This is a genomic window from Streptomyces sp. NPDC050315 (genome assembly GCF_040655775.1).
In the GTDB taxonomy this organism is placed as follows: Bacteria; Actinomycetota; Actinomycetes; order Streptomycetales; family Streptomycetaceae; genus Streptomyces.
On sequence record NZ_JBFAKN010000007.1, the window covers coordinates 75711 to 97619 of the forward strand.

Sequence of the window (21909 nt, forward strand, 5' to 3'; positions counted from 1 at the left end):
AAGTGGTCAGTGAACGGGGTGCATGGTGCGGCGCAGCCAGGGTCCGGCGGCGATCACCGCGAGGCCCACGACGACCGCGAAGCCGCCGTTGAGGCCGAAGTACAGCTCGTTGGCGATCTCGCCGAAGTACTTCACGACCTGGGCCTGGATGCCGTTGGCCAGGGCGAGCGAGAGGAACCACAGGGCCATCGTCTGGCTGGCGAAGGCGGCGGGCGCGAGCTTGGTCGTCGCGGACATGCCGGTGGTCTCCAGCAGGATGTCACCGAGGCCGAGCAGGACGAAGGAGATCAGGAGCCACCAGGCGGCCATCTTCCAGTCGCCGGTCTGCCCGTGCGTCGCGGGGACCATGACGAGGAAGGACAGCCCGCCCAGGATCACGCCGTACGCGATCTTGTGCGAGGCGTGCGGCTGGCGGCGGCCCAGCTTGACCCAGACGGCCGCGACGACCGGCGCGAGCAGCACTTCGGCACCGCCGAGCACGGAGCCGTACCAGGTCGAGGGGAACTCCCAGCCGAGGATCTCGGTGTCCGCATGGCTCGCGGCCAGCAGCGTCATCGTCGAGTACGACTGGAAGAGCACGAAGTTGAAGACCACCGAGGCGGCGAAGAGCACGAGGTACGGGCGGAGCCGGCCGCGTTCCTCGGAACCGACCCGGGGGCTGCGGAACATCACCACGAAGTACACGACGGGCGCGATCACCGATATCACCGTCAGCACGTCCACGGTGCGGTCCATGGTCAGCCACCCGGCCAGGGCCAGGCCCGTGGCGACGGCGGCGATCAGCACGCAGCCGCCCGCGATCAGCCAGGTCGCCCGGCGCATCGCGGCCTGCGGCAGGGCGAATTCGGCGCTGTGCTTGCGGCCCGCCAGGCCCTTGCGGCCCACGATGTACTGGACCAGGCCCAGCGTCATGCCGATCGCGGCGGCCGAGAAGCCCCAGTGCCAGCCCTGCTTCTGGCCCAGCCAGCCGATGATCAGCGGGGCGAGGAAGGCGCCGATGTTGATGCCCATGTAGTACAGCGCGAAGCCCGCGTCCCGGCGCTCGTCCTCGGTCGCGTAGAGCTTGCCGACCATGGTCGAGACGTTCGGCTTCAGCAGGCCGGTGCCCGCGATGATCAGGCCCAGGCCCACCCACGTCATGGCCGCGGTGGGCACCGCCATGGAGTAGTGGCCGCAGGCGATCAGGACGCCGCCCCACAGGACCGCGCGGTAGGACCCGAGCATCCGGTCCGCGAGCCAGCCGCCGGCGACCGAGACGAGGTAGACCAGGGTGCCGTAGGCGGCGGTGACGGACGCCGCGGTGTTCTCCGCCATGCCCAGGCCGCCGTGCGCGACCTGATCGGCGAAGTACAGCACCAGGATCGCCTGCATGCCGAGGAAGGAGAACCGCTCCCAGACCTCCAGGCCCGAGAGGGTCAGCAGGCCGCGCGGGTGGCCGAGGAAGGAATGATCGTCGCGAGGGTGCGGGGGTCCGGACACGGGTGTGACTCCTGGGACTCGGGGGATTAACTTGCTTCTGCTCTCCGTTCCTCCCGGTGCAAAACCCGCGACGCTGAGTGATCAAGAACATATCGGGCCGTGCCGCGGCGCCGCCCTCCCGGCCGCCGGGTGCGGCAGACGGGCGGGCGCTCATGGTGATCGAACTGCGACCGGATACGCTGGCCAATGGTGGAGACAGCGACAGATCGACAATCCGTTTGATCGTCAGCAGACAGGAGTAACCCTCGTGACCGTCGTCGGGCCCTTCGGGCTGAGCGTGCGGGACCAGGCTCTTGAGGCCGATGTCCAGGCCGGGTTGGCGGCTGTCGAGGAGGGCCTGCTGGAGGCCACCAAGAGCGACGTGCCGTTCATCACCGACGCCGCGCAGCATCTCGTCCGCGCGGGCGGCAAGCGTTTCCGGCCGCTGCTGGTGATGCTGGCCGCCCAGTTCGGTGACCCCTACGCGCCGGGCATCGTGCCCTCGGCCGTGGTCGTGGAGCTGACGCACCTGGCGACGCTGTACCACGACGACGTCATGGACGAGGCCGAGGTACGCCGCGGCGTGGCCAGCGCCAACGCCCGCTGGGGCAACTCGCTGGCCGTCCTGACCGGCGACTTCCTCTTCGCGCGCGCCTCGCACACGCTGGCCGACCTGGGCCCGGAGGCGGTCCGCATCCAGGCCGAGGCGTTCGAACGGCTGGTGACCGGCCAGATCCTGGAGACCGCCGGCCCGCGCGACGGCCGCGACCCGGTCGAGCACTACCTCGACGTCATCGCGGGCAAGACCGGCTCGCTGATCGCCGTCGCCGGCCACTTCGGCGCGATGATGTCCGGCGCCGACGAGGCCACGGTCGACATTCTCACGCAGTACGGCGAGCGCCTGGGCACCGCCTTCCAGCTCGCCGACGACGTCCTGGACATCGCCAGCGACTCCGCCGAGTCCGGCAAGACCCCCGGCACCGACCTGCGCGAGGGCGTCCCGACCCTGCCGGTCCTGCACCTCCGCGCGCTCGCCGCCTCCGACGCGGCCACCGAGGAGGACCGCGCGCTGGCGGCGCTCCTGGACCAGGACCTCACCGACGACGCCCGGCACGCCGAGGCGCTGGCCGGGCTGCGCGCCCACGCGGCGCTGCGGCAGGCCCGCCGCGACACGATCCGGTACGCCGAGGAGGCCCGCGCGACGCTGGCGCCGCTGCCGGACTGCGCGGCGAAGGCCGCCCTCCAGGAGCTGTGCGACGCGGTGGTGCACCGGGCGGGCTGACCGGTCCGGCGTACGGCCCGGTCCGGCGTACGGCGGGCTTCGCCCGTGGCAGTACGCGGCGTGCCGCCTCTAGGGGCGGTCTCATCCTTCAGCAGTACACGGTTCCAGCCCCGGGGCTGACGCTTCGAGTTGGCGGATTTGGTGGCATTGACACCACCACGCCATGGCGGAGCGGGACACAATGAGCCCGAGGTGTGGACGAGTGCGTTGCGTTGAGACCGCCGCCTACGACGGAGGTAGAGGCACATGCCACGGAACGAAGCGTCACGGGTCACCGGCGAATGGGACGACGGGGGGAAGCGCACGGGACGCCGCAGGGCCATCCGGTACGGCGTCCCCGTCGCGGTGGCGGGGGTGGCGGCGGCAACGATCGGGCTGGTCCCCGCGTTCGCCGGAGCCGGCGAGCCCGACCTGCCGGAGATATCCGCGCAGGACCTGATAGCGAAGGTAGCCGCGTCGGACGTGCAGCAGCTGTCCGGCACGGTACGGACCAGCACCGACCTCGGCCTGCCGGAACTGCCCGGGGGCATGGACGCCGGCGCGCTGGGGTCGGGCCAGGGCAAGGGCGACGCGTCCGCCGACCCGAAGGACAAGCTCATGGAGCTGGCCTCGGGCACGCACACGCTGCGGGTCGCCGCCGACGGACCCGACCGGCAGCGGGTGTCCGTCATCGACAAGGCCGCCGAGTACAGCCTGGTCCGCGACGGCGACAAGATCTGGGCGTACGACAGCGGAAGCAACACCGCCTTCCGCGCCACCGGCCCGGAGTCGGACACCGGGAAGAAGGGCGACCAGCGCCGGGCCATGCCCAAGGGCCTGGGCGACGTCACCCCGCAGGAGCTCGCCGAGCACGTCCTCGACGCGGCCGGTGACACCACGTCGGTCACCGTCGACGGCACCGCCAAGGTCGCCGGGCGGGACGCCTACCAGCTGCTGGTCAAGCCCAAGCAGGCCGGCTCGACGGTCGGTTCCGTACGCATCGCGGTGGACGCGGACAACGGCGTGCCGCTGAAGTTCACGCTGACGCCGAAGAGCGGGGGCGCACCGGCCCTGGAGGCCGGGTTCACCTCGGTCGACTTCGCCAAGCCCGCGGCGGACACCTTCGCCTTCGCCCCGCCCAAGGGCGCGAAGATCATCGACGGCGACCGGGTCAGCACGCAGCGGCACGACGACGCCGGGGACGAGGGCCTCGCGAAGGGCCTGTCCGGCGGGCTGCCGCACGGCCTGAAGGACGCGCGGGCCGGGGACGAAGGCGGCATGGACGTCATCGGCCACGGCTGGACCGCGATCGCGAAGATCGAGGGCGCCGGTGCGGCCTCGGGCAAGGCCGACCAGGGCAAGGACCAGGCCATGGGCGACCGGGCAGGCGTCCCCGCGGGCGACGCCGCCAAGTTCCTGGACTCCCTGGGCGAGAAGGTGACCGGCAGCTTCGGCTCCGGCCATGTCTTCAGTACGCGGCTGGTCAACGCCCTGATGACGGACGACGGCACGGTCTATGTCGGCGCGGTCGACCGGCAGTCGCTGGTCAAGGCGGCGAACGCGGAGAAGTGAGCGCGGCGGCGGTACGGCGGTGACCGGCCGCCGTACCGCCGCACCGGCCCGGTACACAGTCCCGGCACACAGTGGGGGAGTGCATGGCGGCACCGTCGTCGGACGGGGAGGACGGAGCGCGCCCCGGCGCGCCCGTCATCGAGACGCACGGCCTGACCAAGAGGTACGGGAGCGGGCCGCCGGCCGTCGACGGGCTCGACCTGTCCGTGCCGCCCGGCAGCATCTTCGGCTTCCTCGGCCCCAACGGCTCGGGCAAGACCACCACGATCCGCATGCTGATGGGGCTGATCGAGCCGACGGCGGGCGGCGCCCGGCTGCTCGGTGAGCCGATGCCCGGCGCCGCGCGGCGGGTGCTGCCCCGGGTCGGCGCGCTCATCGAGGGCCCGGCCCTGTACGGCTTTCTCACCGGGCGCGCCAACCTGCTGCGGTACGACGCCGCCGACCCGACCGCCGATCCCCGCACCCGGGCCGCGCGGGTGGCCGCGGCGCTGGACCGGGTGGGCCTGGCGGCCGCGGCCGGCAAGAAGGCACGTGCGTACTCCCTCGGCATGAAGCAGCGGCTCGGGCTGGCCGCAGCGCTGCTCCGCCCGCGCGAGCTGCTGGTCCTGGACGAGCCGACCAACGGCCTGGACCCGCAGGGCATGCGGGAGATCCGTGGCCTGGTGCGCGAGCTGGCCGCCGACGGCACGACCGTCTTCCTCTCCTCGCACCTCCTGGACGAGATCGAACAGGTCTGCACGCACGCCGCCGTGATGTCCCGCGGCCGGCTGATCGCCCAGGGCACGGTGGCGGAGCTCGCGGCCGGCGCCCGCGGCCGGCTGGCCGTCACCACCCCGGACACCGCGGACGCGGCCCGGGTGCTCAAGGAACACGGCCTGTCCGACCTGGTGGTGGGCGAGGACCGGGTGACGGGAGAGCTGCCGCCGGATCCGGCGGGCGCGGGTGGGGGACTTGATCCGGCGGGCGGGGGGCTGGATCCGGCGGGTGCGGCCGGGGGGCTGGATCCGGCCGACCTGAACGCCGCGCTCGTCGCGGCCGGCGTACGCGTCCGCGCCTTCGGGGTCGAACGCGCCTCGCTGGAGGACGTCTTCGTGGCACTGACGGGGGAGGGCTTCGATGTCGCGGGCTGAGACGGTGGTTGAGACGGTGGGCTTTCGGGGGCCGAGTCCGCTGTGGACGCTCGGGCTGCTGCGCAATGAGCTCGGCATGACGTTCCGGCGCCGCCGCACCCTCGTCCTGCTCGCCGTACTCGCCCTGGTACCGGTACTGGTCGGAATCGCCATCCGCGTCCAGACCGGGGACGGCGGGGCCCGCGGCGGCCCGGCCTTCATCTCACTGGTCACCAACAACGGGCTGTTCCTGGTCTTCACCTCCCTCGCCGCCACCCTGCCGGTGTTCCTGCCGATGGCGCTCGGGGTGGTCGCCGGGGACGCGATCGCGGGCGAGGCGGGCGCCGGAACGCTGCGCTACCTGCTCGTCGCCCCGGCCGGGCGGACCCGCCTGCTGCTCGTCAAGTACGCGGGCACGCTGGTGTTCTGCCTGGTGGCGACGCTGGTCGTGGCGGCGTCCGCGCTGGTCACCGGCGCGCTGCTGTTCGGGCTGGGCGAGGTCACGCTGCTGTCGGGGACGTCCGTGCCGCTCGCCGAGGGGCTGGTGCGGGCGCTCGCCGTCGCGGGCGTGGTCGCCCTCTCGCTGATCGGCGTGGCCGCGCTGGGGCTGTTCGTCTCCACGCTCACCGGAAGCGGGATCGCGGCCATGGCGATGACCGTGGGCGTGGTGATCACCCTGCAGATCCTGCACACCATCCCGCAGCTGCACGCCGTCCAGCCGTACCTCTTCCCGCACTACTGGCTGAGCTTCGCCGACCTGCTGCGCGACCCGGTCTACTGGGACGACATCCGCCGCAACCTCGGCCTCCAGGCGGTCTACGCGCTGGTCTTCGGCTCGGCGGCCTGGGCCCGGTTCACGACGCGGGACGTTACGGCCTGAGCGGCGAGGTCCGTACGGGCCTCCGTGCGAGCCGCGGCGAGCGCCGCCCGGGACGTCCGCGCCGTACGCAGCGCGTCCCAGGTCAGCACGGCGAGCGCCAGCCATACGAGGACGAAGCCCGCCCAGCGCTCGGGCGGCATGGCCTCGTGGAAGACGGTGAGGCCGAGGACGAACTGGAAGGTCGGCGCGAGGTACTGGAGCATGCCGAGCACCGACAGCGGCAGCCGGACGGCGGACGCGCCGAAGGCGATCAGCGGCAGGGCGGTGGCGATGCCGCAGCCCGCGAGCAGCAGCGCCTGCTCCACGCCGTCGCTGAGGAAGCTGGACTCGCCGCGTACGCCGAGGACGACCAGGCAGGCCAGCGCGGGCAGGAACTGGATCACCGTCTCCATGCTGAAGCCCTCGACGCCGCCGAGCTTGATGCCCTTCTTCACCAGGCCGTACGTGGCGAAGGTGAGGGCGAGGGCGAGCGCGATCCAGGGCACCCGGCCGTACGCCACGGCCATCACGACCACCGCGAGCGTGCCGACGCCCACCGCGGTCCACTGCAGCGGCCGCAGCCGCTCGCGCAGGAAGATCACCCCGAACGCGATGCTGACCAGCGGATTGATGAAGTACCCGAGCGACGCCTCCAGTACGTGACCGGAGTTGACCGCCCAGATGTAGAGGTACCAGTTGACCGAGATGACGGCGGCCGCGACCACCACCAGGCCGAGCCGCTTCGGCTGCCGCAGCAGCGGGCGTATCCAGGACCAGCGGCGCGCCACGGCCAGGAAGATCAGGGCCACCGGCAGCGACCAGGCCATGCGGCTGGCCAGGATCTCGGTGGGGGAGGCGGCGGACAGCAGGTGCCAGTAGAGAGGGAGGACGCCCCACATGCCGTACGCCAAGAAGCCGTAGGCCAGGCCGGTGCGCTGGTCGGACGGTGACGGCAAGGGGGGCCTCCTGGAGCGTTCGGGCGTCGGCGCGATGCGGCGAGCTCTCCGAAGGTAACGCCGTAGGCCTCGCATGTCATGCCCGTTTTTTAAATACGGTGGTTACATATCCGGAACCGGGCAGGGGGCGGGCTGCGACGCGGGGCAGCGCACGGAAGCGTGGGGCGGCGGGCGGAAGCGCGGGGTGGTGCGCGACGGGCTGCGGGTGGCGGGGTACACGTACGGCTGCCCGGGACCGAGCCCGCAGGCCGGTCCCGGGCAGCCGGGAGGTGCGTGGCGGCCGCGCGGGCCGCCCGGGGTGTCAGCCGACGACCGTCCAGGTGTCGTTGCCGGCGAGCAGGGTGGCGAGGTCGCCCTTGCCCTTCTGCTCGATGGCGGCGTCCAGCTGGTCGGACATCAGGGTGTCGTACACCGGCCGGTCCACGCTGCGCAGCACACCGATGGGCGTGTGGTGCAGGGTGTCCGGGTCGGCGAGCCGCGAGAGCGCGAACGCCGTGGTGGGCGAGGGGTTGTGCGCGTCGTGCACCAGCACGCCCGCGGTCCCCTCCTGGGTGACGTCGATGATCCGCAGATCGCCCGTGGCCGGGTCGCGGACGACGCCCTTGGAGCCGAGACCGTCCTCGGCGGGCGCGCCGAACCGGATCGGCTGCCCGTGCTCCAGGCGGATGACGGCCTCCTGGGCCTTCTCCTTGTCCTTGAGCGCCTCGAACGCGCCGTCGTTGAAGATGTTGCAGTTCTGGTAGATCTCCACCAGCGCCGTGCCGGGGTGCGCGGCGGCCTGGCGCAGCACCGAGGTGAGGTGCTTGCGGTCGGAGTCGACGGTGCGCGCGACGAAGGACGCCTCGGCGCCGATCGCCAGCGAGACCGGGTTGAAGGGCGCGTCCAGCGAGCCCATCGGCGTCGACTTGGTGATCTTGCCGACCTCGGAGGTGGGCGAGTACTGGCCCTTGGTCAGCCCGTAGATCCGGTTGTTGAACAGCAGGATCTTGAGGTTGACATTGCGGCGCAGGGCGTGGATGAGGTGGTTGCCGCCGATGGAGAGCGCGTCGCCGTCACCGGTGACCACCCACACCGACAGGTCGCGCCGGGAGGAGGCCAGGCCCGTGGCGATGGACGGGGCGCGGCCGTGGATGGAGTGCATCCCGTAGGTGTTCATGTAGTACGGGAAGCGGGAGGAGCAGCCGATGCCGGAGACGAAGACGATGTTCTCCTTCGCCAGGCCGAGCTCGGGCATGAAGCCCTGCACGGCGGCGAGGACGGCGTAGTCGCCGCAGCCGGGGCACCAGCGCACTTCCTGATCGGACTTGAAGTCCTTCATGGACTGCTTGGCCTCGGCCTTGGGCACCAGGGAAAGCGCCTCGATCTGCGCCGCACCCTCCGCGATCGTCTCAGTCATTGATGGCCTCCTTCGGGCCCTGCTTCATTACCTCTTCGAGGTGGGCGGCGAGCTGCTCTGCCTTGAAGGGCATCCCGCTGACCTGGGTGTGCGACTGGGCGTCCACGAGGAACTTTGCCCGCAACAGCGTCGCGAGCTGGCCCAGATTCATCTCGGGAACGACCACCTTGTCGTAACGCCCCAGCACCGCACCGAGATTCCCCGGGAAGGGGTTGAGGTGGCGCAGATGCGCCTGGGCGATCTGCCCGCCCGCGCGGCGCACCCGGCGCACGGCCGCGGTGATCGGTCCGTACGTCGAACCCCAGCCGATCACCAGGGTGTCGGCCCCACCATTGGGGCCTCCCCTGCTCGAACGGAGTTGAGAGCTTGGGGAAGGGTCGTCGACCTCCAGGTCGGGCACCTCGATGCCGTCGATCTTGGCCTGCCGGGTGCGGACCATGAAGTCGTGGTTGGCCGGGTCGTAGGAGATGTTGCCCGTGCCGTCCTGCTTCTCGATGCCGCCGATGCGGTGCTCCAGACCCGGGGTGCCCGGCACCGCCCACGGGCGGGCCAGGGTCTGCGGGTCGCGCTTGTACGGCCAGAAGACCTCGGTGCCGTCCGCCAGCTCGTGGTTGGCCGAGGTGGCGAACTGCACGCGCAGGTCCGGCAGTTCGTCGACCTCCGGGATCCGCCAGGGCTCGGAGCCGTTGGCCAGGTAACCGTCGGAGAGCAGGAAGACCGGCGTGCGGTACGTCAGCGCGATACGGGCCGCGTCCAGCGCCGCGTCGAAGCAGTCCGCCGGGGTCTTCGGCGCGACGATCGGCACCGGCGCCTCGCCGTTGCGCCCGTACATCGCCTGCAGCAGGTCGGCCTGCTCGGTCTTGGTGGGCAGACCCGTCGACGGGCCGCCGCGCTGGATGTCCACGATCAGCAGCGGCAGTTCGAGCGAGACGGCCAGGCCGATCGTCTCCGACTTCAGCGCCACACCGGGGCCTGAGGTGGTGGTCACCGCGAGCGAGCCGCCGAACGCCGCGCCCAGCGCCGCGCCGATGCCCGCGATCTCGTCCTCGGCCTGGAAGGTCCGCACGCCGAAGTTCTTGTGCTTGGACAGCTCGTGCAGGATGTCGGAGGCCGGGGTGATCGGGTACGAGCCGAGGTACAGCGGCAGGTCCGCCTGGCGGCCCGCGGCCACCAGGCCGTAGGACAGCGCCAGATTGCCCGAGATGTTGCGGTACGTGCCCGTCGGGAACGCCTTCGTCGCCGGCGCCACCTCATAGGAGACCGCGAAGTCCTCGGTGGTCTCGCCGAAGTTCCAGCCTGCCCGGAAGGCGGCCACATTCGCCTCGGCGATGTCCGGCTTCTTGGCGAACTTCTGCCGCAGGAACGCCTCGGTGCTCTCGGTCGGGCGGTGGTACATCCACGACAGCAGGCCCAGCGCGAACATGTTCTTTGACCGCTCGGCCTCCTTCCGGGACAGGCCGAAGTCCTTCAGCGCCTCGATCGTCAGCGTCGTCAGTGGCACCGGATGGACGTTGTACGCCTCCAGCGAGCCGTCCTCCAACGGGCTGGTGAGGTACCCGACCTTCGCCATCGGGCGCTTGGTGAACTCATCGGTGTTCACGATGATGTCCGCGCCGCGCGGCACGTCCGCGAGGTTGGCCTTCAGCGCCGCCGGGTTCATCGCGACCAGGACGTTGGGCGCGTCACCGGGCGTGAGGATGTCGTGGTCGGCAAAGTGCAGCTGGAAGCTGGACACGCCGGGCAGCGTGCCGGCGGGGGCCCGGATCTCGGCGGGGAAGTTCGGCAGGGTCGACAGGTCGTTGCCGAACGAGGCCGTCTCGGAAGTGAACCGGTCACCCGTGAGCTGCATACCGTCACCGGAGTCGCCCGCGAACCGGATGATCACCCGGTCCAGCCTGCGGACCTCCTTGCCGGCGCCGTTCTCCGTGGCAGGGGTACACGATCCTTCCCCTGCGAGCGCACCGTCGGTCTTGTCGGCTGGGCTACTGACCTGGCTGGTCACTGCTTCGGACCTCCCTCAGGGCCTGGGGTGTCCCCGCCGTGGGCAGGGAATCCGGGACGCACCGTGCGGACCTGTCGTCCCATGGCCATCGTACGTGGGTAAGGGTCGCCTTCCTTGAGGCGATCACATGCTGGACGTAAACGTGAGACGCCGTGCTCACATAGTGGACGCGCGAGCGAGGTACCGCTCTGTCGTATTTCGCCATGAATCTTCCGCCCCCCGCGGCTTCTTCTGTAGGACGCTCCGTGCTTCAACGCTGGTTCAGCGCTTCGTACTCCGCGCCGGAGTGACGCCCCGCACCGGCGTCCTCGGCTGAAAGGGTGTCAGGTGATCAGGAGTTGAGGTAGGTGAGCACTGCAAGTACACGTCGGTGATCCCCGTCACTCGGGGCCAGACCGAGCTTCAGGAAGATGTTGCTGACGTGCTTCTCCACCGCACCGTCGCTCACCACCAGCTGCCGGGCTATCGCGGAGTTCGTCCGTCCCTCGGCCATCAGTCCCAGCACCTCACGCTCCCGCGGGGTGAGGCCGGCCAGTACGTCCTGCTTACGGCTGCGGCCCAGCAACTGGGCGACGACCTCCGGGTCGAGCGCCGTGCCGCCCTCCGCGACCCGCACCACCGCGTCGACGAACTCACGGACTTCTGCTACCCGGTCCTTGAGCAGATAGCCGACGCCCCGGCTCGAACCGGCCAGCAGCTCCGTCGCGTACTCCCCCTCGACGTACTGCGACAGCACCAGTACGCCCAGGTCGGGATGGTCCCGGCGGAGCCGGACCGCGGCACGCACCCCCTCGTCCGTGTGCGTCGGCGGCATGCGGACGTCCGCGACGACCACATCCGGCAACGCCTTCTCCTCGGCCAGCTCCCCGATGGCCTTGATCAGCGCCTCCGCGTCGCTCACTCCGGCGACGACCTCATGCCCCCGATCGGTCAGCAACCGCGTCAGGCCCTCTCTCAGCAGCACTGAATCCTCGGCGATGACCACCCGCACGCTGTTCTCCACGATCTCCGGCTCCCCCACCCCGTTTTCGGTTCGACGCTCTTCAGCATCCCAGGATTCGGACGCACGCGCCGGATCACCGTGCGGGTTGTGGATAACTCGAAATGGCCGGTTGTGGACGGCCGCGGCAGCGCTGCGCGGACCTGCGGGATCTCGGCGGGGTAGGGGCGGTACGACGATCGCAGGAGACGCCGGAGGTACCCGCCCCGGCGGCCTCCGTCGCAACCCCGCCGCCGTGGCCGCCGGGGCCCGCCGCCGGCTCCGCCGCCGTGGCCGCCGCGTCCCGTGCTGTCTCCGCGGCGTCCCCCGCCCGTCAGCAGCCCCACGCCCGTCAGCAGCCCCCCCGCCCGTCAGCAGCCTCCCGCCCGTGCGCTCGCCCGACCGGCCGTCAGTCGCGCCAGGGCAGTTCCGCCGTGATCGCTGTCGGGCCGCCTGTCGGGGAGTCGATGACCAGCAGCCCGTCCATCGCGTCCAGGCGCTTGGTCAGGGCGGCCAGGCCGCTGCCGGGCGCGGTGTGTGCGCCGCCCCGGCCGTTGTCGGAGACCAGCACCATCAGGCGGTTCCCGGAGCGCCACACGTCCACTGCGGCGCTGCTCGCCCGTGCGTGCGCGGAGACGTTCTGCAGCAGCTCGGAGACGGTGAAGTACGCGATGCCCTCGATCGCGGCGGCGGGCCGCGCCGGCAGGTCCACGCTGACCCGCACCGGCACGGTGCAGCGCGCGGCGAGCGCGGAGAGCGCCGGGTCCAGCCCGCGGTCGGTGAGGATCGCCGGGTGGATGCCGCGGGCCAGGTCGCGCAGCTCCTGGAGCGCGAGCTTCACCTCGCCGTGCGCCTCGTCCACCATGCGGGCGGCGGCCTCCGGGTCCTCCCGCAGCTTCTCCTTCGCCAGCCCCAGGTCCATGGCGAGCGCGACGAGCCGGGCCTGTGCCCCGTCGTGCAGATCGCGCTCTATCCGCCGCAGGTCGGCGGCCGCGGTCTCGGACACCGCCGTACGGTCCGACTCCAGCTCCGTCACCCGGCCGGCCAGCCGGGACGGACCCAGCAGCCCGCGCACCAGCAGCCGGTCCACCTGGCTGAGGCCGCGCACGGTCCCGCCCCAGACCAGCACGAACAGCAGCCCGATGACGCTGGTCACGGCTGTCTCGAAGGGGGTGTCCAGGTAGAAGCCGTGCGTCTCGTCCCCGTACAGCTGGATGCCGTCCTGGCCGAGGTACATCGGGAAGGTCCAGCGCCACAGCGGGTACGTGAGCAGGCCCCAGCCGAGCGCCCACAGCGTCACCGAGACGGCGAACGCGAAGACCGCCCACGGGAAGTGCAGCAGGCCGTACAGCAGGTGCCGCCAGGACGCGCCGTTCTTCAGGACCCCGCTGACCCAGCCGATCAGACTCGGCCTGGCGGCGCGGACCGGCTCGGGGGCGTGCACTTCGAGGCCGAGCAGGGCGCGCGCCCGTACGCGCTCCAGTGCGCCGAAGCCGCGGCACCCGACGAGGCCGACGGCCAGCACAGGTATGCCGAGGAACGTGATCAGCAAGCCGGCGCCGAGCGACGTCATCGTGACGGCGTAGGCGAACATCACGACGCCGATCGGCAGGCCGATCAGCACGTGGAGGAACTCCCGCCAGGTCCGGCCGGAGAAGGGAGCGCGCAGCGCGAAGGGGACACGGTGCGGACCGGGCCCTTCGGAGGCACGCGGGGCACGCGGCGCGGGGGACGGCGAACGGTATGCGGTGTCCATGGTGTTCAGCCTCTCCGCTCCGGGCCGTGCCGGACATGGAGCCGGTCGGTGTCTTGACCCTCGGGTTTTCCCCACCTCCCGGGTGGCCCCTTCAGGAGGCGCGCCCACCTCCAGAGGCAGCGCCCGCTACGGCGCGCTGCGCCACGGCAGCTCGGCCGTGATCTGTGTCGGTCCGCCCGTCGGCGAGTCGAGGACGAACAGCCCGTCGACCGAACCGAGCCGCTCGGCCAGGCCGGCCAGCCCGCTGCCCGCGGCCGGCCGCGCGCCTCCGCACCCGTCGTCGCGCACCTGTATGAGCAGCCGGTCCTCGGCCCGCCACACGTCCACCGACGCGCTGCGCGCCTGCGCGTGCTTGGAGATGTTCTGCAGCAGCTCGGAGACCGTGAAGTACGCGATGCCCTCGATGGCCGGCGCGGGCCGGGTGTCGAGATCCGCGGTCACGGTGACCGGCACCGTGCAGCGTGCGGCCAGCGCCGACAGCGCCGGGCCCAGGCCGCGGTCGGTGAGGATCGCCGGATGGATGCCGCGGGCCAGATCGCGCAGCTCCTGGAGGGCCAGCTTCACCTCGCCGTGCGCCTCGTCCACCATCCGCGCCGCCGCGTCCGGGTCCTCCAGCAGCTTCTCCTTGGCCAGCCCCAGCCCCATGGCGAGCGCCACGAGCCGGGCCTGCGCGCCGTCGTGCAGGTCACGCTCGATGCGCCGCAGGTCGGCCGCCGCGGTGTCCACGACCGAGCCGCGCCCCGACTCCAGCTCGGCGATCCGCCGCTCCAGCTCGTCCGAGGGCGACAGCAGCCCCCGTACCAGCCCGCGGTCCACGTTCGTCAGCCCGCGCGCCACCCAGGGCAGCACCGGCCAGACCACGAAAAGCGACACGAAGGTGAGCGCGAAGCTGAAGACGCCCCAGGGCAGCCGTACGAGGACGTAGAGCGCGTGCCGCCAGCCGACCGGATCGTTCAGACGCGCCCACAGCCAGGCGGAGATGCCCGGCCCGGAGGCGCGCGGCGGACTCGGCTCCTCGACGCGCACCCCGAGAAGCCTGCGGGCCCTGGCCCGCTCCAGCCTCCCGTACTGCCGGCAGCCCCCCAGGACCAGCGCGAGCAGCGGCAGTCCGATGATCGTGACAGACAGCCCCAGGCTCGCCGCCAGCCAGCTCACCAGCAGCGCGAAGGCCACCACGTCCAGCGGCAAGTTGCACAGCAGGTGCGCTGTCTCCCGCCACGTCCCGCCGCTCAGGGGCGAGCTGGGCGGGGGAGGAACCAGGACGAACCCGTCGTCATGCCCGTTGTGGGCGCGCCTGCCCGGGGCGGAAGTCACCGTCATGCGGGCCAGCTTGCCGCGCCGCGCGGCCCGCGGCCATGGGGTGGATAGGTGGGGCGAAGTGGGGATATCCCCACCTCCCCGCCGGTGGGACTGCTCGGCCCCGCCCCCACAGGGCCTAGACTCCCGTCCGTACAGATCGTCGAAAAATTTCGTCGAAAGCGGTTGCAGAGGGGTGGCCCTGCGCGTACGGCGCGTACGAGGCGGCCCGCTGCACACGAGCAGTCAGGGAGCGAGGGGCGGACGTGCCGGACGCGACCGTACGCACCATCAGCGCCGCGGACTACTTCCAGGGCTATTCGGCCGTCGGGCTCATCGCCGTCATCGGTGTGCTCTTCGTGGCCGTGGCCTTCGGGTCCGCACGTCTGATGCGGCCTGTGGTGCCCACACCCGAGAAACTGCTCACGTACGAATGCGGAGTGGATCCCGTAGGGGAGGGCTGGGCGCACACCCAGGTCCGCTACTACGTGTACGCGTTCCTGTACGTCATCTTCGCCGTCGACTCGATCTTCCTGTTCCCCTGGGCGACGGTCTTCGCCGCACCTGGTTTCGGCGGCATCACGCTGGTGGAGATGTTCATCTTCCTCGGCTTCCTCGCTGTCGGCCTGCTCTACGCATGGAAGAAGGGCGTCCTGGAATGGACGTGACCCCCGCCTCCGCGGCCAACGGAGCCTCGCCGGGCCCCGAGCTCCTGCCCGAGCCGCGCCGCCTCGGCCCGCTGGCCCGTCTGGCCCCCGAACCGATGAAGGTGGTCCTGAACTGGGGCCGCCGCTACAGCCTGTGGGTCTTCAACTTCGGGCTCGCCTGCTGCGCGATCGAGTTCATCGCCGCGTCCATGGCGCGCCACGACTTCATCCGGCTCGGCGTGATCCCCTTCGCGCCCGGCCCGCGCCAGGCCGACCTGATGGTCGTGTCCGGCACGGTCACGGACAAGATGGCGCCCGCGGTGAAGCGGCTGTACGAACAGATGCCCGAGCCGAAGTACGTGATCTCCTTCGGGGCCTGCTCCAACTGCGGCGGCCCCTACTGGGACTCGTACTCCGTCACGAAGGGCGTCGACCAGATCATCCCGGTGGACGTGTACGTACCGGGCTGCCCGCCGCGCCCCGAAGCGCTGCTGCAGGGCATCCTCAAGCTCCAGGAGAAGATCGCCCAGGAGTCGCTGGCGGAGCGGTACGGCCGCGGCGGCGAGTCCGGCAAGGGCGCGGGCCGGCCGTCGGCCAAGGCGCTGCAGAGCGGCCTGGTGGCCCCGCCGACGCCGCCCGCCGCCGGGTCCGAGCAGCCGTCCGCCGGGTCAGGGCAGCCGTCCGCCGAGCAGCCGCCGTCCGAGCAGACCGGGGAGGACACCCGATGACGGACCGGCAGCCCGAGCCGGGTACGCCCGAGGAGGCGACGCCCGCACCAGAGGCGACGCCCGCAGCCTCTGAAGGCGCGCCCGCAGCACCTGAAGCGGCGACCGCAGCACCCGAAGAGGCGACCGCCGCTCCCGAGGCCGCGCCCGCGGCCCCCGTGGGGTGGCTGCCGGAGCCGGCCGACCGGATCTTCGGGGCCGGGGCCACGGCCGAGGAGGCGTACGGCCTGCTCACCGTGGACGTACCGGCCACGGCCTGGACCGACGCGCTGACCGCCGCCCGGGATGTCCTGGGCTGCACGTATTTCGACTGGCTGAGCGCCGTCGACGAGCCCGGCACCGGGTTCCGCATCTGCGCGCACGTCGCCGACGTGTCCCGTACCGGTGACATCCGGCGGCTCCTCGTACGGACCACCGTGCCGCACGAGGCGGCCGCGCTGCCCACGGCCGTCGGCGTGTACGCGGGCGCGGGCTGGCACGAGCGCGAGACGCACGAGATGTTCGGCGTGGACTTCACGGGCCACCCGGGCCTCGAACCGCTGCTGCTGCCCGAGGGCTTCGAAGGGCACCCGCTGCGCAAGGACTTCGTGCTCGCCGCGCGGGTCGCCAAGGCGTGGCCGGGCGCGAAGGAGCCGGGCGAGTCCGAGCACGGCGGCCCCAAGCGCCGCCAGATGCTGCCGCCGGGCGTGCCCGACCCGAACGAGTGGGGCCCGCTCAAGGGCCAGCTGCCGCCCGTTCCGGCCCGTCCCGCGCGCGGCGCTGCCCGGGGCGCCCGGGCGGGCGGTGGCGCCGGTGCGGCGGGGCGTGCTGCCGGAGCCGGCCGGGCGGCCGGCGCGGGCCGTGAGGCCGCGGCAGGCGCGGCGGGTGCCGCCGGTGAGCGGCCGGCCCGCCGGACGCGGAGCGCGAGCGCCGGGTCCGCGAGCCAGCAGGCCGCAGCGGCCACCGAGAAGCCCGAGTCCAAGGGCGTCGAACCGCCGAAGGACACGGAGGCCCCGAAGGCCGCCGAGGCCGCCAAGGAGGCGGCCGCGGACCCGGCCCGTAAGACGGGCCCGGACACCACGGCGTCCGCCCCGCGGACCGCTCCGCGCTCTTCGGACGCACCGTGGCACCATGCGCGTCCCGCGTTCGACGGCGAGCCGTCATCGGAGGGCCCCGGGGACAAACCGTCCCCCGAGGGCGAGACCCCGAAGCCCGAGCCCGCCCCGAAGGCCGAGGACAGCGCCAGTAAGGCCGACGACAGCGCCAGTAAGGCCGAGGGCGGCGCCAGTAAAGACGCACCGGCCCGCGACACCGACCACACCGACGACGAGACAGGAGGCGGCACCGCATGAGTGACACGCTCGCGATCGTCCTCCGCGTCCTCGCCGTCTTCGTGATCTTCCTGGTCTTCCCGCTGGTCATCGGCCAGACCGAGCACAAGGTCATGGCGCACATGCAGGGCCGCCTCGGCCCGATGTACGCGGGCGGCTTCCACGGCTGGGCGCAGCTGGTCGCCGACGGCGTGAAGTTCGCGCAGAAGGAGGACATCGTCCCGGCGGGCGCCGACCGGCGGATCTTCCAGCTCGCGCCCGCCGTCGCCCTGCTGCCGTACCTGCTCGTCCTGATCGCCATCCCGGTCGGCCCCGGCAACGCGGTCGGACAGGCGCTCGACGCGGGCGTCTTCTTCGTACTCGCCGTGATGGGCGTCGGCGTCCTCGGCTCCCTGATGGCGGGCTGGGCCTCGGCGAACAAGTTCTCGCTGCTCGGCGGTCTCCGTACGGCCGCGCAGCTGCTGGCGTACGAGCTGCCGATGCTGCTCGCCGCCGCGTCCGTCGCGATGGCCGCCGGCACGCTCTCGCTGCCCGGCATCCTCGACGCCTTCCACTGGTGGTGGGTGCCGTGGCAGATCGTCGGCGGGCTGGTGTTCTTCACGGCCGGGCTCGCGGAGCTGCAGCGGCCGCCGTTCGACATGCCGGTGGCCGACTCGGAGATCATCTTCGGCGCGTACACCGAGTACACCGGGCTGCGCTTCGCGCTCTTCCTGCTGGCCGAGTACGCCGGCATCGTCGTCCTCTGCGCGCTGACCGCCGTCCTCTTCCTGGGCGGCTGGCACGGGCCCTTCGGGGCCGACGGGCTGGGCTGGCTCTGGATGCTCCTGAAGACCGCCGTACTGGCCTTCGGCGTCATCTGGCTGCGGGTCAGCTACCCGCGGCTGCGCGAGGACCAGCTGCAGAAGCTCGCCTGGACCTGCCTCATCCCGCTCGCTCTCGCCCAGATCGCCCTCACCGGCGTAGTCAAGGTGGTGATCTCGTAATGGGCATCCCCGGCTCCGGCCTGGCCAAGGGCCTGGCCGTGACCCTTCGCACGATGACGAAGCGCACCGTCACCGAGCAGTACCCGGACGTCCAGCCCGAGCTGCCGTCCCGTACCCGTGGCGTCATCGGGCTGTTCGAGGAGAACTGCACGGTCTGCATGCTGTGCGCCCGCGAGTGCCCGGACTGGTGCATCTACATCGACTCCCACAAGGAGACGGTGCCGCCGGCCGCCCCCGGAGGCCGCGAGCGCAGCCGTAACGTGCTCGACCGCTTCGCCATCGACTTCTCGCTGTGCATGTACTGCGGCATCTGCATCGAGGTGTGTCCGTTCGACGCCCTCTTCTGGTCGCCGGAGTTCGAGTACGCCGAGACCGACATCCACGAACTGACCCACGAGCGCGACAAGCTGCGCGAGTGGATGTGGACGGTGCCGGAGCCGCCCCCGCTCGACCCGGGCGCGGAGCAGCCCAAGGAGATCGCCGCCGCACAGAAGGCCGCCGACAAGCTGGCCGCCCAGCAGGCCAAGGAGGCCGAAGAGGCGCGTCAGGCCGCCGAGCAGCCCAAGGACGCAGACGCAGGGGAGGAAGCGTGACGCTCGCCGCCGCAAGCCACGGCTTCCTGACGCCCAGCGGCGTGGAGATCGCGTTCCTCCTCGTCGGCCTGGTCACCCTCGGCGCGGCCGTGGTCACCGTCACCACCAAGCAGCTGGTGCACGCCGCGCTGTGGCTGGTGGTCGCCCTCGGCGGGATCGCCGTGGAGTACCTCCTGCTCACCGCGGAGTTCATTGCCTGGGTGCAGGTGCTCATTTATGTCGGTTCCGTGGTCGTCCTCCTTCTCTTCGGACTGATGCTGACCAAGGCGCCCATCGGCCGGTCCCCGGACGCCGACTCCGGCAACCGCTGGGCCGCGCTCCTGGTGGCCGTGGCCTCCGCCGCGGTCCTCGTCTGGGTCGTCGTCGACGCCTTCCGGGCGTCCTGGATCGACCTCGACGGCGCCGCCCAGGGCTCCACCGAGGTCTCCGGGCGCAGCCTCTTCCAGCACTGGGTGCTGCCCTTCGAGGCACTGTCCGTCCTGCTGCTGGCCGCGCTGGTCGGCGCGATCGTGCTGTCCCGCAGGAACGGCGAGGGCCCCCAGGAGACCGGCCGCGCCGCGGCCCCCGTACGCCGAGAGGGACAGCGCTGATGCATCTCGCCTACCCCGCCGTCCTCGCCGTCCTCCTCTTCTGCGTCGGCCTCTACGGCGTCCTCGCCCGGCGCAACGCGATCCTGGTCCTGATGTCCGTCGAGCTGATGCTCAACGCCGTCAACCTCAACCTCGTGGCCTTCGACGTCTGGCTGCGCGACACGCTCCACGCAGGCCAGGCGCTGACCCTCTTCACGATCGCCGTCGCCGCCGCCGAGATCGGCATCGGCCTCGCGATCGTCCTGCTCGTCTACCGCAACCGCGGCAGCTCCGACGTCGACAAGCTCACCGACCTCGCCGAGCGGCCCGCCGGAGACGGTACGGACGAGCCCGCTCGACCGCAGTCCGACCAGCAGGCGGAGGCCGCCGCGTGACGACCACGACCACCGCCGTCCTCGTCCCCCTCCTGCCGTTCCTCGGCGCCGCCTTCGGCCTCCTCCTGGGTCGGCGCGCACCCGGCTTCGTGCGGCCGCTGGCCGTCCTGCCGACCCTCGCCGCGGCCGTGCTGGCCGTCGTCGTGGCCGCACGCCAGGGCGGGGGAGCGGCGCTCGACGCCGCGACGCAGCTGACCCCGACCGGCTCGGTCCCCATCGAGCTGGCCCTGCACATCGACGGCTTCGCCGCCCTGGTGGCGGTGCTCGTCGGCGTCGTCGCGACCTGCGTGCAGCTGTACTCCACCGGCTACCTGCGCGACGACCCGCGCTACGCCTCGTACGCCGCGCTGGTCTCCCTCTTCACCTCCGCGATGCTGCTCGTCGTCTACTCCGGCGACCTCATGGTGCTGCTGGTCGGCTGGGAGATCATGGGCATCTGCTCGTACTTCCTGGTCGGCCACTACTGGGAGACCGAGGCCGCCCGGTCCGCCTCCCTCAAGGCCTTCCTGGTCACCAAGCTCGGCGACGTCCCCTTCCTGTTCGGCCTCTTCGCGCTCGCCGCGGACGCCGGCACCTTCCGCATCACCGGCGTACTGAACGCCGTCACCAGTGGCGACCTGCACCACCCGACGCTGATCGCGCTGCTCCTGCTCGCCGGTGTGGCGGGCAAGTCCGCGCAGTTCCCGCTGCACACGTGGCTGCCCGACGCGATGGCCGGCCCGACGCCGGTCTCCGCGCTCATCCACGCCGCCACGATGGTCGCGGCCGGTGTCTACTTCATCGCCCGGCTCCTCCCGGTCTTCGCGGCCTCCGCCGCCGCGCTGGTCGTACTCGCCGTGATGGCCGCCGTGACCATGGTCGGCTCGGCGCTCGCGGCCCTCGCCCAGGACGACATCAAGCGCGTCCTGGCGTACTCCACGGTCGGCCAGCTCGGCTACATGACCGGCGCGCTGGCCGTCGGCGACCGCGGTGCCGCCGTCTTCCACCTCCTCTCGCACGGCGCCTTCAAGGCGCTGCTCTTCCTCGGCGCCGGCGTGATCATCCACGCCGCCGGCACCAACTCGCTCGCCGCCATGTCGCGGATGCGCGGCCTGTCCAAGCGCATCCCCGACGCCTTTTGGACGGTGACGGTGGCGCTCCTCGCGCTCGCCGCGATCCCGCCGTTCGCCGGCTTCTTCTCCAAGGAAGCCGTCCTCGGCGCCGCCGAGCACGCCGCCGTCGGCGAGGCCCACCTCGCGCTCGGCGGAGCCCACGACCTCGGCTCCGTGCCGACCGCCGCCGGCTGGACCGTACTGATCGCCGGTCTGCTCACCGCCCTCCTCACGGCCGCCTACGCGACCCGCCTGTGGCTGCTCGCCTTCTTCGGCCGCGGCCCGCAGGAGGCCCCCGACCACGGCAAGCAGCCGTTCGCCATGAACGCCGTGCTGTGGGTGCTCTTCATCCCCACAGCGGCCTTCGGCATCGCCGCGCCCGTCCTCCCGGACTGGTTCGACGGCAACGCGCTGACGCCGACCCTGGTCACCTCCGTCCTCGGCACCGGCCTCGCACTGGCCGGCGCGCTGATCATGTACGGCGCCTGGCGGCACACCCTCGCCGTGGCCGCCCGCCGGCCGATCGGCGCCGTCGCGGTGGACCCGGACGCGGCGCCCGCCGTATCCGAGGAAGAGGCCATCGCCACGCACGCCGCGGCCTACGGGGACAACGCCGGAGCGCCGGACCCGGCCGACCCGGGCCGGCTCCTCCTCGGCCCGCTGCACGCCCCGGCGACCTGCGGCTTCCACCTGGACGCCGCGTACACCGCGCTCTTCGTCCGGCCCGTACGCGCCGCCGCCAGGCTCGTCCGCTTCCTCGACCGCGAGGTCGTCGACACGTACGTGCACGGCGCCGGTACCGGAGCCCGCTGGCTGGGCTCGGCCGTCCGCCGGGCACAGACCGGCAACGTGCAGACCTACCTCGGCGCGCTGCTCGCGGGCTCACTCGTGCTGGCCGTCGCCGCCGTCCTCGTCGCTACGGGCACGGGAGCCTGATCGTGAATCACACCGT

Annotated in this window: 19 protein-coding genes; 12 read left to right on the top strand and 7 right to left on the bottom strand. The window is 72.0% G+C overall.

The window, feature by feature from the left end:
* Positions 1-6 precede the first annotated feature (6 nt).
* Positions 7-1479, bottom strand: coding sequence for a peptide MFS transporter (locus tag AB0I82_RS25720; protein WP_363259730.1), 1473 nt, complete (start codon positions 1477-1479; stop codon positions 7-9).
* A gap of 247 nt (positions 1480-1726) precedes the next feature.
* Here AB0I82_RS25720 and AB0I82_RS25725 point away from each other — a divergent pair, with 247 nt between their 5' ends.
* The 4 genes from AB0I82_RS25725 to AB0I82_RS25740 all read left to right on the top strand — a co-directional run bounded on the left by AB0I82_RS25725 (position 1727) and on the right by AB0I82_RS25740 (position 6280).
* Positions 1727-2740, top strand: a complete 1014-nt coding sequence (locus tag AB0I82_RS25725) for a polyprenyl synthetase family protein (RefSeq protein ID WP_363259731.1) — start codon at positions 1727-1729, stop codon at positions 2738-2740.
* Positions 2741-2986: 246 nt separating this feature from the next.
* The gene (locus AB0I82_RS25730; RefSeq protein ID WP_363259732.1) at positions 2987-4291 is read left to right on the top strand and encodes a DUF2092 domain-containing protein; all 1305 of its coding nucleotides are present in this window, start codon (positions 2987-2989) and stop codon (positions 4289-4291) included.
* A gap of 83 nt (positions 4292-4374) precedes the next feature.
* Complete coding sequence (locus tag AB0I82_RS25735) at positions 4375-5421, top strand: ABC transporter ATP-binding protein (protein ID WP_363259733.1); 1047 nt, start codon at positions 4375-4377, stop codon at positions 5419-5421.
* Entirely contained in the window at positions 5408-6280 is an 873-nt protein-coding gene (locus tag AB0I82_RS25740; protein ID WP_363259734.1) for an ABC transporter permease, read from the top strand. Before AB0I82_RS25735 ends, AB0I82_RS25740 begins: the two co-directional genes overlap by 14 nt.
* Here AB0I82_RS25740 and rarD read toward each other — a convergent pair.
* From rarD to AB0I82_RS25770, 6 genes are all read right to left on the bottom strand, one after another.
* Positions 6217-7215 carry an EamA family transporter RarD gene (gene rarD, locus AB0I82_RS25745; protein ID WP_363259735.1) on the bottom strand — a complete coding sequence of 333 codons (999 nt, stop codon included), beginning with the start codon at positions 7213-7215 and terminating at the stop codon, positions 6217-6219. The two genes, AB0I82_RS25740 and rarD, sit on opposite strands and share 64 nt — an antisense overlap.
* Before the next feature lie 301 nt (positions 7216-7516).
* A complete protein-coding gene (locus AB0I82_RS25750) occupies positions 7517-8611 on the bottom strand; it encodes a 2-oxoacid:ferredoxin oxidoreductase subunit beta (RefSeq protein ID WP_363259736.1) in 1095 nt (364 codons plus the stop codon).
* Positions 8604-10613: a 2-oxoacid:acceptor oxidoreductase subunit alpha gene (locus tag AB0I82_RS25755; RefSeq protein WP_363259737.1), complete on the bottom strand. Its 2010-nt coding sequence runs from the start codon at positions 10611-10613 to the stop codon at positions 8604-8606. Before AB0I82_RS25755 ends, AB0I82_RS25750 begins: the two co-directional genes overlap by 8 nt.
* Positions 10614-10944: 331 nt before the next feature.
* Positions 10945-11604, bottom strand: coding sequence for a response regulator transcription factor (locus tag AB0I82_RS25760; protein WP_363260001.1), 660 nt, complete (start codon positions 11602-11604; stop codon positions 10945-10947).
* A gap of 397 nt (positions 11605-12001) precedes the next feature.
* On the bottom strand, positions 12002-13348 hold the full coding sequence (locus AB0I82_RS25765) for a sensor domain-containing protein (RefSeq protein WP_363259738.1): 1347 nt from the start codon (positions 13346-13348) through the stop codon (positions 12002-12004).
* A 126-nt stretch (positions 13349-13474) separates the two neighbouring features.
* Positions 13475-14668 carry a sensor domain-containing protein gene (locus AB0I82_RS25770; protein WP_363259739.1) on the bottom strand — a complete coding sequence of 398 codons (1194 nt, stop codon included), beginning with the start codon at positions 14666-14668 and terminating at the stop codon, positions 13475-13477.
* Positions 14669-14910: 242 nt separating this feature from the next.
* On the opposite strand from AB0I82_RS25770, the gene AB0I82_RS25775 reads away from it, so the two are divergent.
* From AB0I82_RS25775 to AB0I82_RS25810, 8 genes are read left to right on the top strand one after another with little or no spacing between them, the layout of a single operon-like run.
* On the top strand, positions 14911-15312 hold the full coding sequence (locus AB0I82_RS25775) for an NADH-quinone oxidoreductase subunit A (RefSeq protein WP_031050865.1): 402 nt from the start codon (positions 14911-14913) through the stop codon (positions 15310-15312).
* Positions 15303-16019, top strand: coding sequence for an NADH-quinone oxidoreductase subunit B family protein (locus AB0I82_RS25780; protein ID WP_363259740.1), 717 nt, complete (start codon positions 15303-15305; stop codon positions 16017-16019). Before AB0I82_RS25775 ends, AB0I82_RS25780 begins: the two co-directional genes overlap by 10 nt.
* A complete protein-coding gene (locus AB0I82_RS25785) occupies positions 16016-17347 on the top strand; it encodes an NADH-quinone oxidoreductase subunit C (protein ID WP_363259741.1) in 1332 nt (443 codons plus the stop codon). The genes AB0I82_RS25780 and AB0I82_RS25785 overlap by 4 nt, the downstream gene beginning before the upstream one ends.
* Positions 17344-18309, top strand: a complete 966-nt coding sequence (locus AB0I82_RS25790; protein WP_363259742.1) for a complex I subunit 1 family protein — start codon at positions 17344-17346, stop codon at positions 18307-18309. Before AB0I82_RS25785 ends, AB0I82_RS25790 begins: the two co-directional genes overlap by 4 nt.
* Positions 18309-18902: an NADH-quinone oxidoreductase subunit I gene (locus AB0I82_RS25795; RefSeq protein WP_363259743.1), complete on the top strand. Its 594-nt coding sequence runs from the start codon at positions 18309-18311 to the stop codon at positions 18900-18902. The genes AB0I82_RS25790 and AB0I82_RS25795 overlap by 1 nt, the downstream gene beginning before the upstream one ends.
* A complete protein-coding gene (locus tag AB0I82_RS25800; RefSeq protein WP_363259744.1) occupies positions 18899-19492 on the top strand; it encodes an NADH-quinone oxidoreductase subunit J in 594 nt (197 codons plus the stop codon). Before AB0I82_RS25795 ends, AB0I82_RS25800 begins: the two co-directional genes overlap by 4 nt.
* Positions 19492-19866: an NADH-quinone oxidoreductase subunit NuoK gene (nuoK, locus tag AB0I82_RS25805; RefSeq protein WP_363259745.1), complete on the top strand. Its 375-nt coding sequence runs from the start codon at positions 19492-19494 to the stop codon at positions 19864-19866. Before AB0I82_RS25800 ends, nuoK begins: the two co-directional genes overlap by 1 nt.
* Entirely contained in the window at positions 19863-21893 is a 2031-nt protein-coding gene (locus AB0I82_RS25810) for an NADH-quinone oxidoreductase subunit L (RefSeq protein WP_363259746.1), read from the top strand. Before nuoK ends, AB0I82_RS25810 begins: the two co-directional genes overlap by 4 nt.
* Positions 21894-21909 lie beyond the last annotated feature (16 nt).

Coding starts and splice junctions, on each gene's coding strand:
- AB0I82_RS25770 (WP_363259739.1), bottom strand. CDS start 14,668: ATGACGGTGACTTCCGCCCCGGGCAGGCGCGCCCACAACGGGCATGAC.
- AB0I82_RS25740 (WP_363259734.1), top strand. CDS start 5,408: ATGTCGCGGGCTGAGACGGTGGTTGAGACGGTGGGCTTTCGGGGGCCG.
- AB0I82_RS25735 (WP_363259733.1), top strand. CDS start 4,375: ATGGCGGCACCGTCGTCGGACGGGGAGGACGGAGCGCGCCCCGGCGCG.
- nuoK (WP_363259745.1), top strand. CDS start 19,492: ATGCATCTCGCCTACCCCGCCGTCCTCGCCGTCCTCCTCTTCTGCGTC.
- AB0I82_RS25750 (WP_363259736.1), bottom strand. CDS start 8,611: ATGACTGAGACGATCGCGGAGGGTGCGGCGCAGATCGAGGCGCTTTCC.
- AB0I82_RS25785 (WP_363259741.1), top strand. CDS start 16,016: ATGACGGACCGGCAGCCCGAGCCGGGTACGCCCGAGGAGGCGACGCCC.
- AB0I82_RS25765 (WP_363259738.1), bottom strand. CDS start 13,348: ATGGACACCGCATACCGTTCGCCGTCCCCCGCGCCGCGTGCCCCGCGT.
- AB0I82_RS25795 (WP_363259743.1), top strand. CDS start 18,309: ATGGGCATCCCCGGCTCCGGCCTGGCCAAGGGCCTGGCCGTGACCCTT.
- AB0I82_RS25730 (WP_363259732.1), top strand. CDS start 2,987: ATGCCACGGAACGAAGCGTCACGGGTCACCGGCGAATGGGACGACGGG.
- AB0I82_RS25780 (WP_363259740.1), top strand. CDS start 15,303: ATGGACGTGACCCCCGCCTCCGCGGCCAACGGAGCCTCGCCGGGCCCC.
- AB0I82_RS25790 (WP_363259742.1), top strand. CDS start 17,344: ATGAGTGACACGCTCGCGATCGTCCTCCGCGTCCTCGCCGTCTTCGTG.